We start from the raw sequence: 15,308 nt of genomic DNA, 5'->3' as shown, positions 1-15,308 counted from the left end.
CATGGCCACGATTCTGGGCCAGAACCAGTACGGCAAGGCAGAGAACCGCGTCGTCAAGATCACGCGGGACGGCGACACCCACCACATCAAGGACCTGAACGTCTCGGTCGCCCTCTCCGGCGACATGGACGACGTCCACTACAACGGCTCCAACGCCAACTGCCTGCCGACGGACACCACCAAGAACACGGTGTACGCGTTCGCCAAGGAGTACGGCATCGAGTCCGCCGAGCAGTTCGGCATCCACCTGGCGCGTTGGTTCGTCAACAGCCAGGAGCCGATCAAGCGCGCGCGGATCCGGATCGAGGAGTACGCCTGGGACCGGATCGCCACCTCGGACGCCAACTCCAAGTTCATCGGCTCCGACGAGGTGAACCACTCCTTCGTCCGCAAGGGCATGGAGACCCGCGTCACCCAGATCACGTACGACGGCCAGAACTGGGAGGTCATCTCCGGCCTCAAGGACCTGATCGTCATGAACTCCACCAACTCGGAGTTCTGGGGTTACGTGAAGGACAAGTACACGACCCTGCAGGAGGCGTACGACCGCATCCTGGCCACCCAGGTGTCGGGCCGCTGGCGCTTCAACTGGACCGACGACGAGCAGCGGATGCCCAACTGGGAGAAGTCCTACGCCGAGACCAAGAAGCACATGCTCCAGGCCTTCGCGGAGACCTACTCCCTGTCGCTGCAGCAGACCCTGTACCAGATGGGTTCGCGCATCATCAACCACCGTTCGGAGATCGACGAGGTCCGCTTCTCGCTCCCGAACAAGCACCACTTCCTCGTCGACCTCGAGCCGTTCGGCCTCAAGAACGACAACGAGGTGTACTTCGCCGCGGACCGTCCGTACGGTCTGATCGAGGCGACGGTCCTCCGCGACGGCGTTGACGCCCGTATCCCCGTGGACATGACCAACCTCTGATCACGGCACGCCGGTCCCGGGGCTCCGCAGTGGCCCCGGGGCGGGCGACACGTTCTGCTTCGTGAATCGGCACCCGGACGCACCACTCGGGGCGGCAGTACTGTCAGCTGTCAAGGCCCCCGGCTCCGGCACTCAAATCCCCTGGGTTTTGCCGTGCCCGCACCGCCACTGAAAGCACGAGGAAGTCCCATGGCAGCATCGGCAGCCCAGGACAGCGCCGCCCGGCGCATCGTCATCGAAAACTGTGCGATCGCTACGGTCGACGCGAACGACACCGAATACGCCTCGGGCCACGTGGTGGTCGCAGGCAACAAGATCGAGTTCATCGGCGCGGGCAAGGCCCCCGAGAACCTCGACAACGTCGTCCGTCGCATCGACGGCACCGGACACCTCGTGACCCCCGGTCTGGTCAACACGCACCACCACTTCTACCAGTGGATCACGCGTGGTCTGGCCACCGACCACAACCTCTTCAACTGGCTCGTCTCGCTGTACCCGACCTGGGCGCGCATCGACGAGCAGATGACGTACACGGCCGCGCAGGGCTCCCTCGCCGCGATGGCCAAGGGCGGTGTGACCACCGCGATGGACCACCACTACGTCTTCCCCAAGGGCTCCAGCGACCTGTCCGGCTCGATCATCCGCGCCGCGTCCGAGATGGGTGTCCGCTTCACCCTCGCCCGCGGCTCGATGGACCGCAGCGAGAAGGACGGCGGCCTGCCGCCGGACCACGCCGTCGAGACCCTCGAAGGCGCGCTCGCCGACACCGAGGCGACCGTCAGGAAGTACCACGACGCCTCCTTCGACTCGATGACCCAGGTCGCCGTCGCCCCCTGCTCCCCCTTCTCGGTCTCCACCGAGCTGCTGAAGCAGGGCGCCGAGCTGGCCCGCCGCCTCGGTGTGCGCCTGCACACCCACGGCTCGGAGACCGTCGAGGAAGAGCAGTTCTGCAAGGAACTGTTCGGCATGGGCCCCACCGACTACTTCGAGTCGACCGGCTGGCTCGGCGAGGACGTGTGGATGGCGCACAGCGTCCACATGAACGACTCCGACATCGCCGCGTTCGCCCGTACCAAGACCGGTGTCGCGCACTGCCCGTCCTCCAACGCCCGTCTGGCCGCCGGCATCGCCCGCGTCCCGGACATGCTGGCCGCCGGCGTACCGGTGGGCCTCGGAGTGGACGGCACCGCCTCCAACGAGTCCGGTGAGCTGCACACCGAGCTGCGCAACGCGCTGCTGATCAACCGTCTGAACCCGGTCCACCGCGAGCGCGCCCTCAATGCGCGCCAGGCCCTGCGCCTGGGCACCTACGGTGGCGCGCAGGTCCTCGGCCGCGCGGACAACATCGGCTCGCTGGAGGTCGGCAAGCTCGCCGACCTGGTCCTGTGGAACCTGAACACCTTCCTGCACTCCTCCATCGCCGACCCGGTCACCGCCCTGGTCTTCGGCGCGGCGGCTCCGGTGACGGCCTCGTTCGTCAACGGCAGGCAGATCGTGGAGGACAACCGACTGCTCTTCGCCGACGAGGACGCGATCGCCGTGTCCACGCGGGAAGAGGCGCAGCGCCTCGCGCGGATCTCCGCGCAGGCCTGATCCCACGGAGTCCGGTCGGGGGGGACGGCCCCCGGCCGGCGGTCGCGGACCCGAGCGGGGTCCGCGGCAGCCGTTCCCGGGAAGCGCCCGAGGAGAGATCCGAAGGCGCTCCCGGGGGCGGTGACGCGTGACAACACCAGCACCGCAGCACCGTGCTGCCCTGTTCCGGTCCACTGCCACGGCGATACCGGCTCGATGCGCGGAACCTTTTTGGGCGAATCGTTTCCGCACCCCTTGGGGCAAGAAATCGCACCACCCACAACTGCATACAGGCTCGACAGCAACGCTTTCGCACCCACCTCCATGACACTCACGTCCCTGCCGGCGTGCACAACCGTACGGAGGAAGCCGTGGCCGCAACGCCCAGGTTTCGCAAAGATGCAGTCGCAGTACCGGAGGAGAAGCACCCGGTCGACGAGACCTTGCCTCCGCTGAAGATGTTCACGAGCGGGCTCCAGCACGTGGCCGCCATGTACGCGGGCGTCGTGGCCCCGCCCATGATCGTCGGTCCCGCGGTCGGACTCTCCGCCACCGAGACCGCCTTCCTGATGGGCGCCTCGCTCTTCACCGCAGGCCTCGCCACCCTCCTCCAGACCCTCGGGTTCTGGAAGATCGGCGCCAAACTCCCCTTCGTCAACGGTGTCTCCTTCGCCGGAGTGACCCCGATGATCGCGATAGGCAAGGGCGAGGGCGCCGACGCCATCCCCGTGATCTTCGGCGCGATCATCGTCGCCGGACTGGTCGGCTTCCTCGCCGCCCCCTACTTCGGCAAGCTCGTCCGCTTCTTCCCGCCCGTGGTGACCGGCACCGTCATCACCCTGATCGGCGTCTCGCTGCTCCCCGTGGCGTTCAACTGGTCCCAGGGAGGCAACCGCACGGCGACCGACTACGGCTCGATGAAGAACATCGGCATGGCCGCCCTCACGCTGGCGATCGTCCTGGTGATGCGCAAGTTCCTGCGCGGCTTCCTCCAGCAGATCTCCATCCTGCTCGGCCTCGTCGCGGGCACCCTGATCGCACTGCCGCTGGGCATGACCAGTTTCGACGCCGTCAAGAACGCCGACGTCATCGGCTTCCCCACCCCCTTCCACTTCGGGGCCCCGCAGTTCCAGGTGGCGGCGATCATCTCGATGTGCATCGTCATGCTCGTCTGCATGACCGAGTCGACCGCGGACATCCTCGCCCTCGGCAAGATCGTCGGCCGTCCGGCGGACGCGAAGACCATCGAGGGCGGCCTGCGCGCCGACACCCTCGGCAGTGCCCTCAGCCCGCTGTTCAACGGCTTCATGTGCAGCGCCTTCGCCCAGAACATCGGCCTCGTCGCGATGACCAAGGTGCGCAGCCGGTTCGTGGTCGCAGCCGGCGGCGGCATCCTGATCCTGCTGGGCCTGTGTCCGATGGCCGCCTCCGTCATCGGGGTCGTCCCGCTGCCCGTCCTCGGCGGCGCCGGCATCGTGCTCTTCGGCTCGGTCGCGGCCAGCGGGATCCAGACCCTGGCGGGCGCGGCCATGGAGAAGGGCGAGAACGCCCTGATCGTCGCCGCCTCGGTCGGCATCGGCCTGATCCCGATCGCCGCCCCCGGCTTCTACCACCACTTCCCCAAGGACCTGCTCGTCGTCCTCGACTCCGGCATCAGCACCGGCTGCGTGGTCGCGATCGTCCTCAACCTGGCCTTCAACCACCTCGGCGCCAAGAAGGACGCCGCGGCGGAGGCCTCCGCGGAGCCGGCCTTCGTGCACTGACCCTCCGGACGCGGAACACGGACGAACGGCGGCGCGTACGCCACCCACTGCGGGTGTGGCGTACGCGCCGCCGTTCGCGTCGGCTCCCTCACGGGCGCGCGGTCAGGCTCCGGCGGGCACGGGGGATCCGAACCACCGGGTCAGGGCCCCGGCGAGCTCCCGCAGTGCCGGTGCCCGGTCGCCGTCGGCGTCCACCGCCCAGGCGGTGCACCCGTCGGGGCGCACGAGCAGCGCGGTCGGCGCCGGTCCGGCGGGGCCGGCGGCGGTGACCACCCGCACCCGGTCCCCGTACCCGTCGGCCACCGCCGAGACGCCCGCGTCGTCCGCGAGGACCAGGAGCAGGGCCCGCCCGTCGTGCATCAGGTCCGCGAGCCGGCGACCGTCGGCCAGTTCGAGATCGGGGGCGCTGCGACCCACCAGCGGGTGGGCGCCGGGCAGGTCGTAGCGCTGCCACACCCCGGAGATCTTCTTGACGAAGTAGGTCGTGCCGGTCGTGGTCGCCGTCAGCTCGCCGACCACGTCGCGCAGGGCCCGGGACGCGGGCTCCGGCCGCATCAGGGCGATCTGCGCCCTCGTCCACCGGAGCACCCAGGCCCCGATCGGGTGCCGTTCGGCGGTGTACGAGTCCAGGAGCCCTTCGGGAGCCCCGCCCCGGACCACCGCGGCGAGCTTCCAGCCCAGGTTCACCGCGTCCCCGATGCCGAGGTTCAGCCCCTGGCCGCCGAACGGCGAGTGGACGTGCGCCGCGTCACCCGCGAGCAGGACGCGGCCCGAGCGGTAGTCCGACGCCTGGCGGGCGTTGTCGGTGAAGCGGGTGGCGGTGTGCACCTCGGTGACGGTGACGTCGGCCGAGCCGGTGACGTGCCGCAGGCTCTTCTGCAGTTCCCCGGCGGTGACGGGTGCCTCGCGGTCGGCGGGCGGTCCGTCGAACTCGACCGTGAGCACGCGGCCCGGGACGGGCCCGTGGACGTACGTCCCGGTGTCGGTGTGGTTCCAGCCGGTCTTCAGGGCCTCGGCCCCGGTCATGGTGACGACGGCCTGGTGACCGGTGATCGAGGGATCCGTTCCGGGGAAGGCGAAGCCCGCGAGCTTGCGTACCGTGCTGCGGCCGCCGTCGCAGCCGACCAGCCAGCCCGCCCGTATGGTGCGGTCCGGCCCGCCGCCCGCCGGGGCCGTGCGGACCTCGACCCCCTCGTCCCCGGCGTCGAAGCCCGTCAGTTCCACGCCGTGGAGCAGCTCGACGCCGAGCCGCGCGGCGCGTTCGGCGAGCAGCCGCTCGATGTCCTGCTGCGGTACGAGGCCCACCTCGGAAGCCGGTCCGGCGTGAGCGAAGTCCGGGTCGGACTCGTCCAGGTGGGCGCCGTCCAGCATGATGCCGCCGAAGTGCGCGGCGAACCTGGGCGGGGTGCGCGGGGCCCCTCCGGCCGGCGGGCCCCCCGGCCGGTCGCGCATGAAGTTCCGGAACTGTTCGAGGGCGCGCTGCTGCACCTCGGCGAGCGCGGGCAGCATCCCGCGCCGGTGGAAGGCCTCTGCGGTGGGGGTGTTGATCGACCCCGCCTTGATGGTCGGGTCCACGTCGGTACGGCGCTCCACGAGGACCACGCGGGCCCCGCCGAGCCGGAGTTCGCAGGCCAGCATGAGCCCGACGGGGCCGCCGCCCGCCACCACCACGTCCGTGTCCGTGTCCGCGCCTGTGTCTGTGTCGAAGTCCGATTCCATGCGCTGACTATAGTCACTAAAACTTTGTAGTCGCTATAGTGATTCCCATGGAACCGGAGAAGGACACGGACGCGGCGACGGGCTCGCTGCGCGAACGCAAGAAGCGCGAGACCCGCCAGCGGATCTCCGACGTGGCGACGGCGCTGTTCGGGGAGCGCGGCTTCGACCAGGTGACCGTGGCCGAGGTCGCCAAGGCCGCGGAGGTCTCGACGATGACGGTGTTCAACCACTTCCCGCGCAAGGAGGACCTCTTCCTCGACCGGATCCCCGAAGCCGTCGAGCTGTTCTCGGCCGCCGTGCGCGACCGCCCCGACGGCACGCCCCCGCTGGCCGGCCTGCGGGAGTTGCTGCTGCGGCTCCTCGACCAGCGCCACCCGCTGGCGGGCGTCGGCGACACCTTCCCGCACTTCTGGCGGATCGTCCTCGGCTCGCCGGCGCTGCGGGCGCGGGCGCGCGAGGGCGTCGAGGAGCTGGAGGATGCGCTGGCCGAAGCGATCGGCGGCCCCGGGGCGCGGCTGACCGCGGCCCTGACCGTGGCCGCGTACCGGACCGTCTACGTCACCACGGCCCGGCGGCTGCTCGCCGGAGAACGCGCGGCCGACATCGCCGAGGACCACCGCGCACGGGTCGACGCCGCCTTCGACGCGGTGGAACGGGCCCTGTCCCCGGGCGCCTGAGACCCGGCCTACGGGGAGCTCCGGCCTATGTGGAGCCCCGGCCGGGTGCCGGCCGGGGGGCCGGCACCGGGTCGCGCCAGATGTCCGGCAGTACGGTCCGTACCCGCCGGCCCGCCTGGTCCAGTTCCTGCGCCTCCGACTTGCGCACGCACAGCGCCACCGCCGTGTCGGTGATGCGCAGTCCCGGCAGCCGCCGCGACAGGTCGGCGGTGTAGCGGGACAGCTCCTCGACGGTGCGCAGCCGGGCGCTGATCATGAAGTTCCAGGGGCCGCTGACGGACATGCAGGTCCGGGTCTCGCGCAGTCCCGAGGCCACCGCCGCGCAGTCGGCGACCTCGTGCTCCGGCACCTCCGCCCACAGCGTCGCCGACACCGGCCAGCCGGACAGTCCCGAGGCCATCGCGCAGCTGTAGCGCAGGCCCTGCCGCGCTTCCAGCCGCCCCAGCCGGCGCCGTACCGTCGACTCGCTCATCCCCGACTCACGGGCCAGCGAGGCCACGCTGCGGCGCGCGTCCGAGGCCAGCGCCAGCATCAGGGTCCGGTCCTCCACCAGCAGGGCCGCCGGCCCCGGCGCCGAGGCGGAGACCGGTGCGGCCGCGCGGCGGGTGCGCCCCGTCAGCCGGTCGGCCTGGGCCGGCGTCAGCTGGTCCAGGCGCCAGCGGTCGGGGGCGGTGTGCACCGCCGTGACCATCGAGGAGCGGGTGCCGCTCACCCCGGGGATCCGCTGCACGCGGAACTGCAGGTAGCGGTACAGCGTGTGCAGGTCGGGCACGGCGACGAAGAGCAGCAGGTCCCGGCCGCCCGTGCTGTGCTCCACCCCCATGGTGTGGGGGTCCTCCACCAGGGAGGTGCCGACCGCGGGGGAGGCGCCCGGCGCGCAGGTCACCTCCACCCACGCCATGCAGGGCGCCCGGCTGCCGGTCCGCAGCCCCAGGCCCGTGATCCAGGCCTCCCCGGCGGCGGTCATCCGGTCCCAGCGGCGCGCGAGGGTGTCCGGCCGGGCGCCGAGCACCGGTGCCAGCCGCTCCCAGCTGGCACGGGGTGCCAGCTGGAGCGCGTGGACCAGCGCCCGGTCGGTGTCGTCGATGGCGGAAACGGCGGAGTTCATGCCTTCCCCTGGTGGTTCTCCCGGTCACCGTCCGGTCGACCGGACGCTCGGCTGATGATCTCTCTTTGTGTGCTGAACTGTTGAATCGGGCAGCAGTGCGCACCTTGGCGACGACAGCGGGAGGACGTGTGGGGGAGCCCGGCACGAGCGTGCGCCAGTCGGTGCCGGCCGAACTGTCCAGTCTCATCGGCCGGGAGGGCGAGCTGAGCCGTACGGCGGCCCTGCTCGCCACGGCACGACTCGTCACCCTCACAGGACCGGCCGGCATCGGCAAGACCCGGCTGGCCGTGCGGACCGTCCGCACCCTGGGCCGCGACCGGGGCGCCGACGTGGTCTGGGCCGACATGGCCGGCGTGCCCGCCGGCGGCAGCGGGGCGTTGGAGGCGGAGCTGGTCCGGCGGCTCGACGGCCGCGAGGCCCTGCTCGTGCTCGACGGCTGCGAACAACTCGGCGCGCAGGCCGGTCCGCTGGTGTCCGCCCTGCTGGTACGGCTGCCCCGGCTGCGGATCCTGGCGACCTCGCAGCGCGCCGTCGGGCCGGCCGGGGAGGCACTGCTCGCCGTACCGCCGCTGGCCGTACCGCCGCCGCCCGCACCCCTGCCGCCCGCACCCGTGCCGCCCGCACCGGACGCCGCGCCCGATCCCGCCCGGCGGCCCGTGGCCGAGGTCGCCGGGTACGAGGCCGTACGCCTCTACGAGGAACGGGCGCGCGGGGCCGACCCCCTCTTCGAGCTCACCGAACGCAACGCCGGAGCCGTCGCCGCCCTGTGCCGGGCCCTCGACGGGATCCCCGGCGCGCTGGAACTCGCCGCCGGGCGCGCCCACCGGTACGCCCCCGCCGAGGCGCTGCGCCGGCTCACCGCCGACCCGCTGGACTTCCTCTCGGGCGGCGCCGGCCGGGCCGGCGGGGCGGACGCCCTGCGCACCTGCAGCCTCGCCCCGCCCGACGAACGGCTGCTGTGGGACCGGCTCTCGGTCTTCGCGGGCTCCTTCGACCGGGAAGCCGTCGTCGAGGTGTGCGGCTTCGGCTCGCTCGCCCCGCGGCGGGCCGCCGAGGCACTGGAGCGGATCACCCCCGCCCTGCTGGAGGAAACCGGCCGCCCGGGCCGCCACCGGCTGCCGCTGTCCGTACGCGCCCTCGCCGCCAGGCGGCTCGCCCTCGCCCCGGACGGCGACGGGGCGACCGCGGCACGCCGTCACCGCGAGCGGTACCGGGCCACCGCCGAGCGGGCCGCCCGGCTGTGGCGGTCGGGGGAGCAGCGGGAGGCGCGCGCACTGGCCGTCGCGGAACTGCCCGAGCTGCGCGCCGCGATGAACCCGCGCGCCGCGGCCGGCCCCGGGGGCGCCCTGGAGATCGCCGTGGCGCTGTGGTTCCTGTGGTCGCCCTGCGGGCTGGTCGAGGAGGGGAGGCGGCACCTGGAACGGGCCCTGGCCCTGCACCCGGCGCCCCGGCCCGCCCGGGCGCTGTGGCTGGCCGCCTGGCTGGTGGCGAGTTCCGGGGAGGCGGAGGCCGCCGATCCGTTGCTGGTGGAGGCCTGGAGCGCGGCCGTGCAGGAGGGCGAGGACGCCTGCGTGGCCTACCTGGCGCACCTGCGGGGGCTCGTCGCGCTCTGGCGGGACCGGCCCTGGGAGGCCGCCGCCGAATTCCGCGAGGCGCTCGAACTGCTGCCCCCGGACCCGGAGTTCGGGCCGGGTCCGGAGGCGCTGCGGGCGGCCCTGACGATGGCGCTCGCGCACACCGACCCGGCGTCCGTCCCCGTCGAGGACGGTCCGCCGGACGGGCCGGTGGACCTGTGGGCCCGCTCCTGGACCGGCTACGCCCATGCCATGGTCCAGCGCCGCGAGGGCCGCCCGGCCCTGGCCCGCGCCGAACTGCTGCGCGCCCTGGAGATCCAGCTGCTCCTCGGCGACGGCCTCGGGCAGGCGCTCACGGCGGAGTTGCTCGCCGAACTGGAGGCCGACGCGGGCTGCTACGAGGAGTCCGCGCGACTGCTCGGCGCGGTCGCCCGCATCCGCCCCGCCAGCGCCTGCCTCCCGCGGGCGGAGCGGGTCCTGCGGGCCCGGATGGACCCCCAGGCCTTCCGGGCGGCGCTCGCGGAGGGTGCCAGGACCCCGCTGCGGGACCTCCTCCCGGAGCTCTGACCCCACCTGCCGGACGGGCCGCCGGACGGGGAGCCGACCGGTCCGCCGACCGGGTCCGGGCCGACCCCCCGAGGGCCCTGGGCCGGGTGTCGACGGACGGGGTCCCGGGGGCTCCCGGGCCCGGAGTTGCCGCGCCGATCCCGCGTACGCCGTATACGGCGCGGAAAGACATCGCATGAGCCCACCCACCCCGCCGAACGGACAGGTGGTACAGCCATGTCGCAGCTCCCCCAGCTCTGGATGCGCAGCGAGACCCGACCCACCGAACGCCGCGCACCGCTGACCCCCGAGGACGCCGCGCGGCTCGTCCGGCAGGGCGTACGGATCACCGTGGAGGAGTCCGGTCACCGGGTCTTCCCGCTCGACGCCTACGCGGCCGCCGGCTGCGCCACCGCCCCGGCCGGTTCCTGGGCGGGGTCCGCGCCCCGGTCGGCGTACGTCCTCGGGCTCAAGGAACTCCCGCCCACACCCGAGCGGCTGCACCACCGGCACGTGTACTTCGGGCACGCCTACAAGGGGCAGGCGCAGGGCCCCGAGCTGCTGAGGCGCTTCGCGGCCGGCGGCGGCACCCTGCTGGACCTGGAGTACCTCGCCGACGCGCAGGGCCGCAGGCTGGCCGCCTTCGGCTACTGGGCCGGGTACGCGGGCGCCGCCCTCGCCGCACTGCACGCGCGCGGCCGGCTCACCGCCCCGCTGGCCCCGCTGCCCCGCGCCGAACTCGACGCGCGGCTGCGCCGGGCCCGCGAGGGCCGGCCGTTACGGGCCCTGGTGACCGGCGCGGCCGGCCGCAGCGGACGCGGGGCCTGCGACGCCCTGGCCACCGCCGGGATCCGGCCCACGCTCTGGGACCGTGCCGCGACCCGCGACATGGACCGGGCCGTGCTGCTCGGCCACGACATCCTGGTCCACGCGGTCCTCACCACCCGCCCGGTGCCGCCCTTCCTCACCCCGGCCGACCTCGAGGCCTCCGCCGGGACCCGCCGGCTCTCGGTGATCGCCGACATCACCTGTGACACCGGATCCCCGCTGCACCTGCTCCCCGTCTACGACCGCCTCACCGACTGGGCGGCCCCCGCCCGCCGGTTGCGCGGCGGCACCCCGGCGCTGGACGTCATCGCCATCGACAACCTGCCCTCGTTGCTGCCGGCGGAGGCGGCCCGCGCCTTCTCGGCGGACCTCCTGCCCAAGCTCCTCGCGCTGCACGCGCCGTCCCCGGACCCGGACTGGCTCCGCTGCCGCGCGGCCTTCGCCACGGCCCTGGCCGCCCTCCCGAGCGGTCCGCGGCGCGCGGCGTAGACCGACGCGCACGCGAGCGCCCGCACGTGCGGGACGGGCCGTCACGCCCCTGAGGACGACAGCCCGCCCCGCCCGCCTCACGGGGCCGGCGTCAGGTACATCCCGGTGTGGTCGCCCCCGGCGGTGTTCTTGCAGCTGGAACCGGAGTTCGCGGGCTGGGCCACCGCCAGGGCCAGGCAGCGCCCGACGGCCAGCTGGCCGTAGTAGTTCGGGTGCATGGATTCCTGGATCGGTCCCTGGGTCTCGTTGTTGTCGATCCAGCGCGCCCACTCGCTCGTCTTCGCCGAGGCCGGGACGGTGGAGCTGACCAGCTTGCTGGACTTCGCGCACACCTCGCGCCCCTGGAGCATGTCGCGCAGGTCGAGGAACTGGACGCCCTTGGCCGTCGCGACCCCCTTGATGCGGTTCGCGAGCTGCGGCACGAGCGAGTCGCGCGCCCAGTCCGAGTCACGGTTCCAGAAGGGACAGCCGCCGGTGTTGAGGCGGCTCCAGTCGCTCTGGGTGTACCGGTTCTCCGCGCCCCGGGGGATCGGTGACGGGTAGGACTGCAGCACGATCCGGTACGAGGAGTCCCCGTAGCCGGCCCCGCGCATCACGGCGCGGATCTCGTCGACGGACTTGCCGATGCCCGCCATCACCCCGTCGATCTTCTGGTCGACGACCGCCTGCTGGTCGTCGTAGCAGTACGAGTTCCACAGGACGAAGTCGAGCGCGCAGTCCTTGATGATGTCGGCGAAGCCGAGGTCGTTGCCGCCGATGGACAGGGCGATGACCTTCACGTTCTTGGCCGCGGCCACGGCCGCGAGCTGGTCGGCCTGCGGGGCCTCGCCCTTGAAGGCCACGCCCCCGTTGGAGGCCCGGAACACGTTCTGCGAAGTGGCCCCGGAGCAGGCGAGGTTGACGGCCACGTCGGCGACGGCGCCCGCGCTGAGCACCTCGGCCGAGTCCGAACGGTCGCACCCCATGGCGGTCGCGCCGTACACCTTGGCGGGGTCGTAGGAACTGCCGCTGACCCACGCCCGGTCGGTGCCGTTCCTGCTCCCGCTGTTGGTCAGGCTGTTGCCCTTCCAGCGTCCGGCCTCGCCGGAGATGTAGCTGTCGCCCATGGACACCACGGCGGTGGGCCCGGTCCCCGGGCTGGCGGCCGACGTCCCGGCCCCGGCGGCCAGCAGCGCGCCGGCGGCGAGCGGTACGGCCATCGCGGCGCCGGCCAGTCGTCGCACGCGACTGCGGGCGGCGGCCCTGTCCTTGCCGGCCTTGCGGAATCCGATCACTGCGGAACTCCTGCGGTCGGCCACGCCGGAGCCGCCGAGGAAACGCTGGGCGGCAACTCCGTTGCGTGGCTTGGAAAGTGGGGGTACCGCCGGCGCCGGTGGCATCGGAAAGGTGACACGCCCCCGCTTGTTACCGCTAGGTACAGCAAGGTTACGATGAAGTAACGGCCGACCATTCGGTCGGCCCGCGACCGGGTCGCGACCGGCCCGCGACCGGTCCACGACATGGCTCCGCCCCCGTCGCCAGGGCGGCGGCGGGGGCGGAAGCCGGTGTTCGGCTGCTGTGCGTGTCAGCCGAGGGCCCGGGTCAGCCGATCAGCTGGTCGTACGCGGGGAGGGTGAGGAAGTCCGCGTAGTCGGCGTCCAGGGAGACCTGCAGGAGGAGGTCGTGGGCCTGCTGCCACTTTCCGGACGCGAAGGCCTCCTCGCCGACCTCGGCGCGGATCCTGTCCAGTTCCTCGGCGGCGATCTCGCGGGTCAGCTCGGCGGTGGCCGTCTTGCCGTTCTCGAACACGACTCCGGCGTTGATCCACTGCCAGATCTGCGAACGGGAGATCTCGGCGGTGGCGGCGTCCTCCATGAGGCCGAAGATGCCGACGGCGCCGAGGCCGCGCAGCCACGCCTCGATGTAACGGGTGCCGACCTGGACGGCGTTGACCAGGCCGTCGTAGGTGGGCTTCGCGTCGAGGGAATCGATCGCGATCAGCTCGCCCGGGGCCACCGAGACGTCCTCGCGCAGGCGGTCCTTCTGGTTCGGCTTGTCGCCGAGGACCGCGTCGAAGGAGGCCATCGCGATCGGGACCAGGTCGGGGTGGGCGACCCAGGAGCCGTCGAAGCCGTCGTTCGCCTCGCGGTCCTTGTCGGCCTTGACCTTCTCGAACGCGACCTTGTTGACCTCGGCGTCCTTGCGGGACGGGATGAAGGCCGCCATGCCGCCGATGGCGTGCGCGCCGCGCTTGTGGCAGGTGCGGACGAGCAGCTCGGTGTAGGCGCGCATGAAGGGGGCCGTCATGGTGACCGCGTTGCGGTCCGGCAGGACGAACTTCTCGCCGCCGTCGCGGAAGTTCTTCACGATCGAGAACAGGTAGTCCCAGCGGCCCGCGTTGAGGCCCGCCGCGTGGTCCTTGAGCTCGAAGAGGATCTCTTCCATCTCGTAGGCCGCGGTGATGGTCTCGATGAGGACGGTCGCGCGGACGGTGCCCTGCGGGATGCCGACGTAGTCCTGGGCGAAGACGAAGATCTCGTTCCAGAGGCGCGCCTCCAGGTGCGACTCCGTCTTCGGCAGGTAGAAGTACGGGCCCTTGCCGAGGTCGATCAGGCGCTTGGCGTTGTGGAAGAAGTAGAGGCCGAAGTCCACGAGGGAGCCCGAGGCGGGGCCGCCCTCGAAGCTGAGGTGGCGCTCCTCCAGGTGCCAGCCGCGCGGCCGCATGACGACGGTGGCGAGCTGGTCGGCGGGCTTCAGGGCGTACGCCTTGCCCGTGCGCGGGTCGGTGAAGTCGATGCGGCGCTCGTAGGCGTCGATGAGGTTGAGCTGGCCGAGGACGACGTTCTCCCAGGTGGGAGCCGAGGCGTCCTCGAAGTCGGCGAGCCAGACCTTGGCGCCCGAGTTGAGGGCGTTGATGGTCATCTTGCGGTCCGTCGGACCGGTGATCTCCACGCGGCGGTCGTTCAGCGCGGCCGGGGCCGGCGCGACCTTCCAGGCTCCCTCGCGGACCTGTGCAGTGTCCGGGAGGAAGTCGAGGGTGGAGGTCCGGGCGATCTCGGCGCGCCGCTCGCCGCGTCGGGCGAGGAGCTCGGCGCGGCGGGGGGCGAACCGCCGGTGGAGCTCGGCCACGAAGGCGAGGGCCGCTTCGGTGAGGACTTCGTCCTGCCGGGGCAGGGGCTCGGCGTCGACGATGGCCAGCGGGGACGGCGCTGGTGCGGACATATCTGTCACTCCTTCAGCGGCGGTGCCTGGCGGCCGCGGGGAATGCTCGCGCAAGACGGCACGCAGTGTCGTCGGGTGTGGAGAGTTCCGGATAACGGTCGCGGGCGCCGTCTGTGGTTCAGGGCGCTTCTGACCAGTGGATAGTAATTTCCTCATGGTGGAAGTTCAATGGTTTGTTGATGTCGAGATTCTCCGAGTCGACAGATTCCGATCACCCGTGGCCCTCAGTGCCATAACGGTCACAGCCCGCTCAAGTGACGCACGAGCGTTCCTCAAGCGAGACGTGCCAGGTCGGGCGGGGTGTCGATGTCGAAAGGGGCGGCGACGTCCCCGCACTCCACCAGCACGACCTCGTCCGCGTGCTCCCTCAGATGGACCCGCGCGCCCCGGTCCCCGGTCGCCGTCGCCGCGATGTCCGCCCAGCGGTCCGACCCGAACAGCACGGGATGGCCGCGCTCCCCGTCGTACGAGGCGGCCACCAGGCTCGCCGGGGAGCGGTACGCCTCCCGTACCCGGGCCACCGCATCCGCTCCGATGCCCGGCTGGTCCACCAGCGAGACCAGGGCCGCGCCGGCCCCCGTCCCGGCCAGGGACGCGAGGCCGACCCGCAGGGAGGAGCCCATGCCCTCGGCCCAGTCCGGGTTGTCCACCACCACGCAGCCGCTCAGGTCGGCCCGCTCCCGGACCTCGCCGGCCGAGGCGCCCAGTACCACGTGCACCGGATCGCAGCCCGCCTCGCGCAGCACGCGCACGGCGTTCTCGACCAGCGGCCGGCCACGGTAGGGGAGCAGGGCCTTCGGCCGCCCCCCGAGCCGGCGGCCGCCGCCGGCGGCCAGGAGCACTGCCCAGCGCCGCGGCCTGCCAGCAGGCCGGGTACCGGGCCTGCAAGCGGTGCCGGCCGGACAC

Annotated in this window: 11 protein-coding genes; 6 read left to right on the top strand and 5 right to left on the bottom strand. The window is 72.5% G+C overall.

Translation table 11 applies throughout. From position 1 onward, the window contains the following. Nucleotide 1: 1 nt before the first annotated feature. From pucL to ABZW32_RS12930, 3 genes are all read left to right on the top strand, one after another. Nucleotides 2-925: a factor-independent urate hydroxylase gene (pucL, locus tag ABZW32_RS12940; RefSeq protein WP_356214816.1), complete on the top strand. Its 924-nt coding sequence runs from the start codon at nucleotides 2-4 to the stop codon at nucleotides 923-925. 189 nt (nucleotides 926-1,114) lie between these two features. Continuing rightward, nucleotides 1,115-2,518: an 8-oxoguanine deaminase gene (locus tag ABZW32_RS12935; protein ID WP_356214814.1), complete on the top strand. Its 1,404-nt coding sequence runs from the start codon at nucleotides 1,115-1,117 to the stop codon at nucleotides 2,516-2,518. A gap of 350 nt (nucleotides 2,519-2,868) precedes the next feature. Further along, on the top strand, nucleotides 2,869-4,260 hold the full coding sequence (locus ABZW32_RS12930) for a nucleobase:cation symporter-2 family protein (RefSeq protein ID WP_356214812.1): 1,392 nt from the start codon (nucleotides 2,869-2,871) through the stop codon (nucleotides 4,258-4,260). A 102-nt stretch (nucleotides 4,261-4,362) separates the two neighbouring features. Here the strand turns inward: ABZW32_RS12930 and ABZW32_RS12925 are convergent, their stop codons facing one another. Continuing rightward, nucleotides 4,363-5,979, bottom strand: coding sequence for an FAD-dependent oxidoreductase (locus ABZW32_RS12925; RefSeq protein ID WP_356214810.1), 1,617 nt, complete (start codon nucleotides 5,977-5,979; stop codon nucleotides 4,363-4,365). A 47-nt stretch (nucleotides 5,980-6,026) separates the two neighbouring features. Here ABZW32_RS12925 and ABZW32_RS12920 point away from each other — a divergent pair, with 47 nt between their 5' ends. After that, nucleotides 6,027-6,656: a TetR/AcrR family transcriptional regulator gene (locus ABZW32_RS12920; protein WP_356214808.1), complete on the top strand. Its 630-nt coding sequence runs from the start codon at nucleotides 6,027-6,029 to the stop codon at nucleotides 6,654-6,656. A gap of 25 nt (nucleotides 6,657-6,681) precedes the next feature. Here the strand turns inward: ABZW32_RS12920 and ABZW32_RS12915 are convergent, their stop codons facing one another. After that, nucleotides 6,682-7,764 (bottom strand): Lrp/AsnC family transcriptional regulator, encoded by a 1,083-nt coding sequence (locus tag ABZW32_RS12915; RefSeq protein ID WP_356214806.1) that lies wholly within the window; start codon nucleotides 7,762-7,764, stop codon nucleotides 6,682-6,684. Nucleotides 7,765-7,892: 128 nt separating this feature from the next. On the opposite strand from ABZW32_RS12915, the gene ABZW32_RS12910 reads away from it, so the two are divergent. Both ABZW32_RS12910 and ABZW32_RS12905 read left to right on the top strand, forming a co-directional pair. After that, nucleotides 7,893-9,905 (top strand): hypothetical protein, encoded by a 2,013-nt coding sequence (locus ABZW32_RS12910; RefSeq protein WP_356214804.1) that lies wholly within the window; start codon nucleotides 7,893-7,895, stop codon nucleotides 9,903-9,905. Nucleotides 9,906-10,121: 216 nt separating this feature from the next. Then, nucleotides 10,122-11,201 carry a saccharopine dehydrogenase gene (locus ABZW32_RS12905; protein ID WP_356214802.1) on the top strand — a complete coding sequence of 360 codons (1,080 nt, stop codon included), beginning with the start codon at nucleotides 10,122-10,124 and terminating at the stop codon, nucleotides 11,199-11,201. A gap of 77 nt (nucleotides 11,202-11,278) precedes the next feature. On the opposite strand, the gene ABZW32_RS12900 is transcribed toward ABZW32_RS12905, so the two are convergent. From ABZW32_RS12900 to ABZW32_RS12890, 3 genes are all read right to left on the bottom strand, one after another. Further along, on the bottom strand, nucleotides 11,279-12,580 hold the full coding sequence (locus tag ABZW32_RS12900; protein WP_356214800.1) for a GDSL-type esterase/lipase family protein: 1,302 nt from the start codon (nucleotides 12,578-12,580) through the stop codon (nucleotides 11,279-11,281). Nucleotides 12,581-12,782: 202 nt separating this feature from the next. Then, nucleotides 12,783-14,402 (bottom strand): malate synthase A, encoded by a 1,620-nt coding sequence (gene aceB, locus ABZW32_RS12895; RefSeq protein WP_356214798.1) that lies wholly within the window; start codon nucleotides 14,400-14,402, stop codon nucleotides 12,783-12,785. 272 nt (nucleotides 14,403-14,674) lie between these two features. Beyond that, nucleotides 14,675-15,244 carry a nucleotidyltransferase family protein gene (locus tag ABZW32_RS12890; protein WP_356214796.1) on the bottom strand — a complete coding sequence of 190 codons (570 nt, stop codon included), beginning with the start codon at nucleotides 15,242-15,244 and terminating at the stop codon, nucleotides 14,675-14,677. Nucleotides 15,245-15,308: the final 64 nt, after the last annotated feature.

The sequence above is a fragment of the Streptomyces sp. NPDC004667 genome (genome assembly GCF_040609475.1).
Taxonomy (GTDB): Bacteria; Actinomycetota; Actinomycetes; order Streptomycetales; family Streptomycetaceae; genus Streptomyces.
This window is presented reverse-complemented; position numbering and strand designations above follow the sequence as displayed.

Bases quoted from the DNA above. Each gene is read 5' to 3' on its own strand.
- pucL (WP_356214816.1), top strand. From the start codon at position 2: ATGGCCACGATTCTGGGCCAGAACCAGTACGGCAAGGCAGAGAACCGC.
- ABZW32_RS12935 (WP_356214814.1), top strand. From the start codon at position 1,115: ATGGCAGCATCGGCAGCCCAGGACAGCGCCGCCCGGCGCATCGTCATC.
- ABZW32_RS12925 (WP_356214810.1), bottom strand. From the start codon at position 5,979: ATGGAATCGGACTTCGACACAGACACAGGCGCGGACACGGACACGGAC.
- ABZW32_RS12920 (WP_356214808.1), top strand. From the start codon at position 6,027: ATGGAACCGGAGAAGGACACGGACGCGGCGACGGGCTCGCTGCGCGAA.
- ABZW32_RS12915 (WP_356214806.1), bottom strand. From the start codon at position 7,764: ATGAACTCCGCCGTTTCCGCCATCGACGACACCGACCGGGCGCTGGTC.
- ABZW32_RS12905 (WP_356214802.1), top strand. From the start codon at position 10,122: ATGTCGCAGCTCCCCCAGCTCTGGATGCGCAGCGAGACCCGACCCACC.
- ABZW32_RS12900 (WP_356214800.1), bottom strand. From the start codon at position 12,580: ATGCCACCGGCGCCGGCGGTACCCCCACTTTCCAAGCCACGCAACGGA.
- aceB (WP_356214798.1), bottom strand. From the start codon at position 14,402: ATGTCCGCACCAGCGCCGTCCCCGCTGGCCATCGTCGACGCCGAGCCC.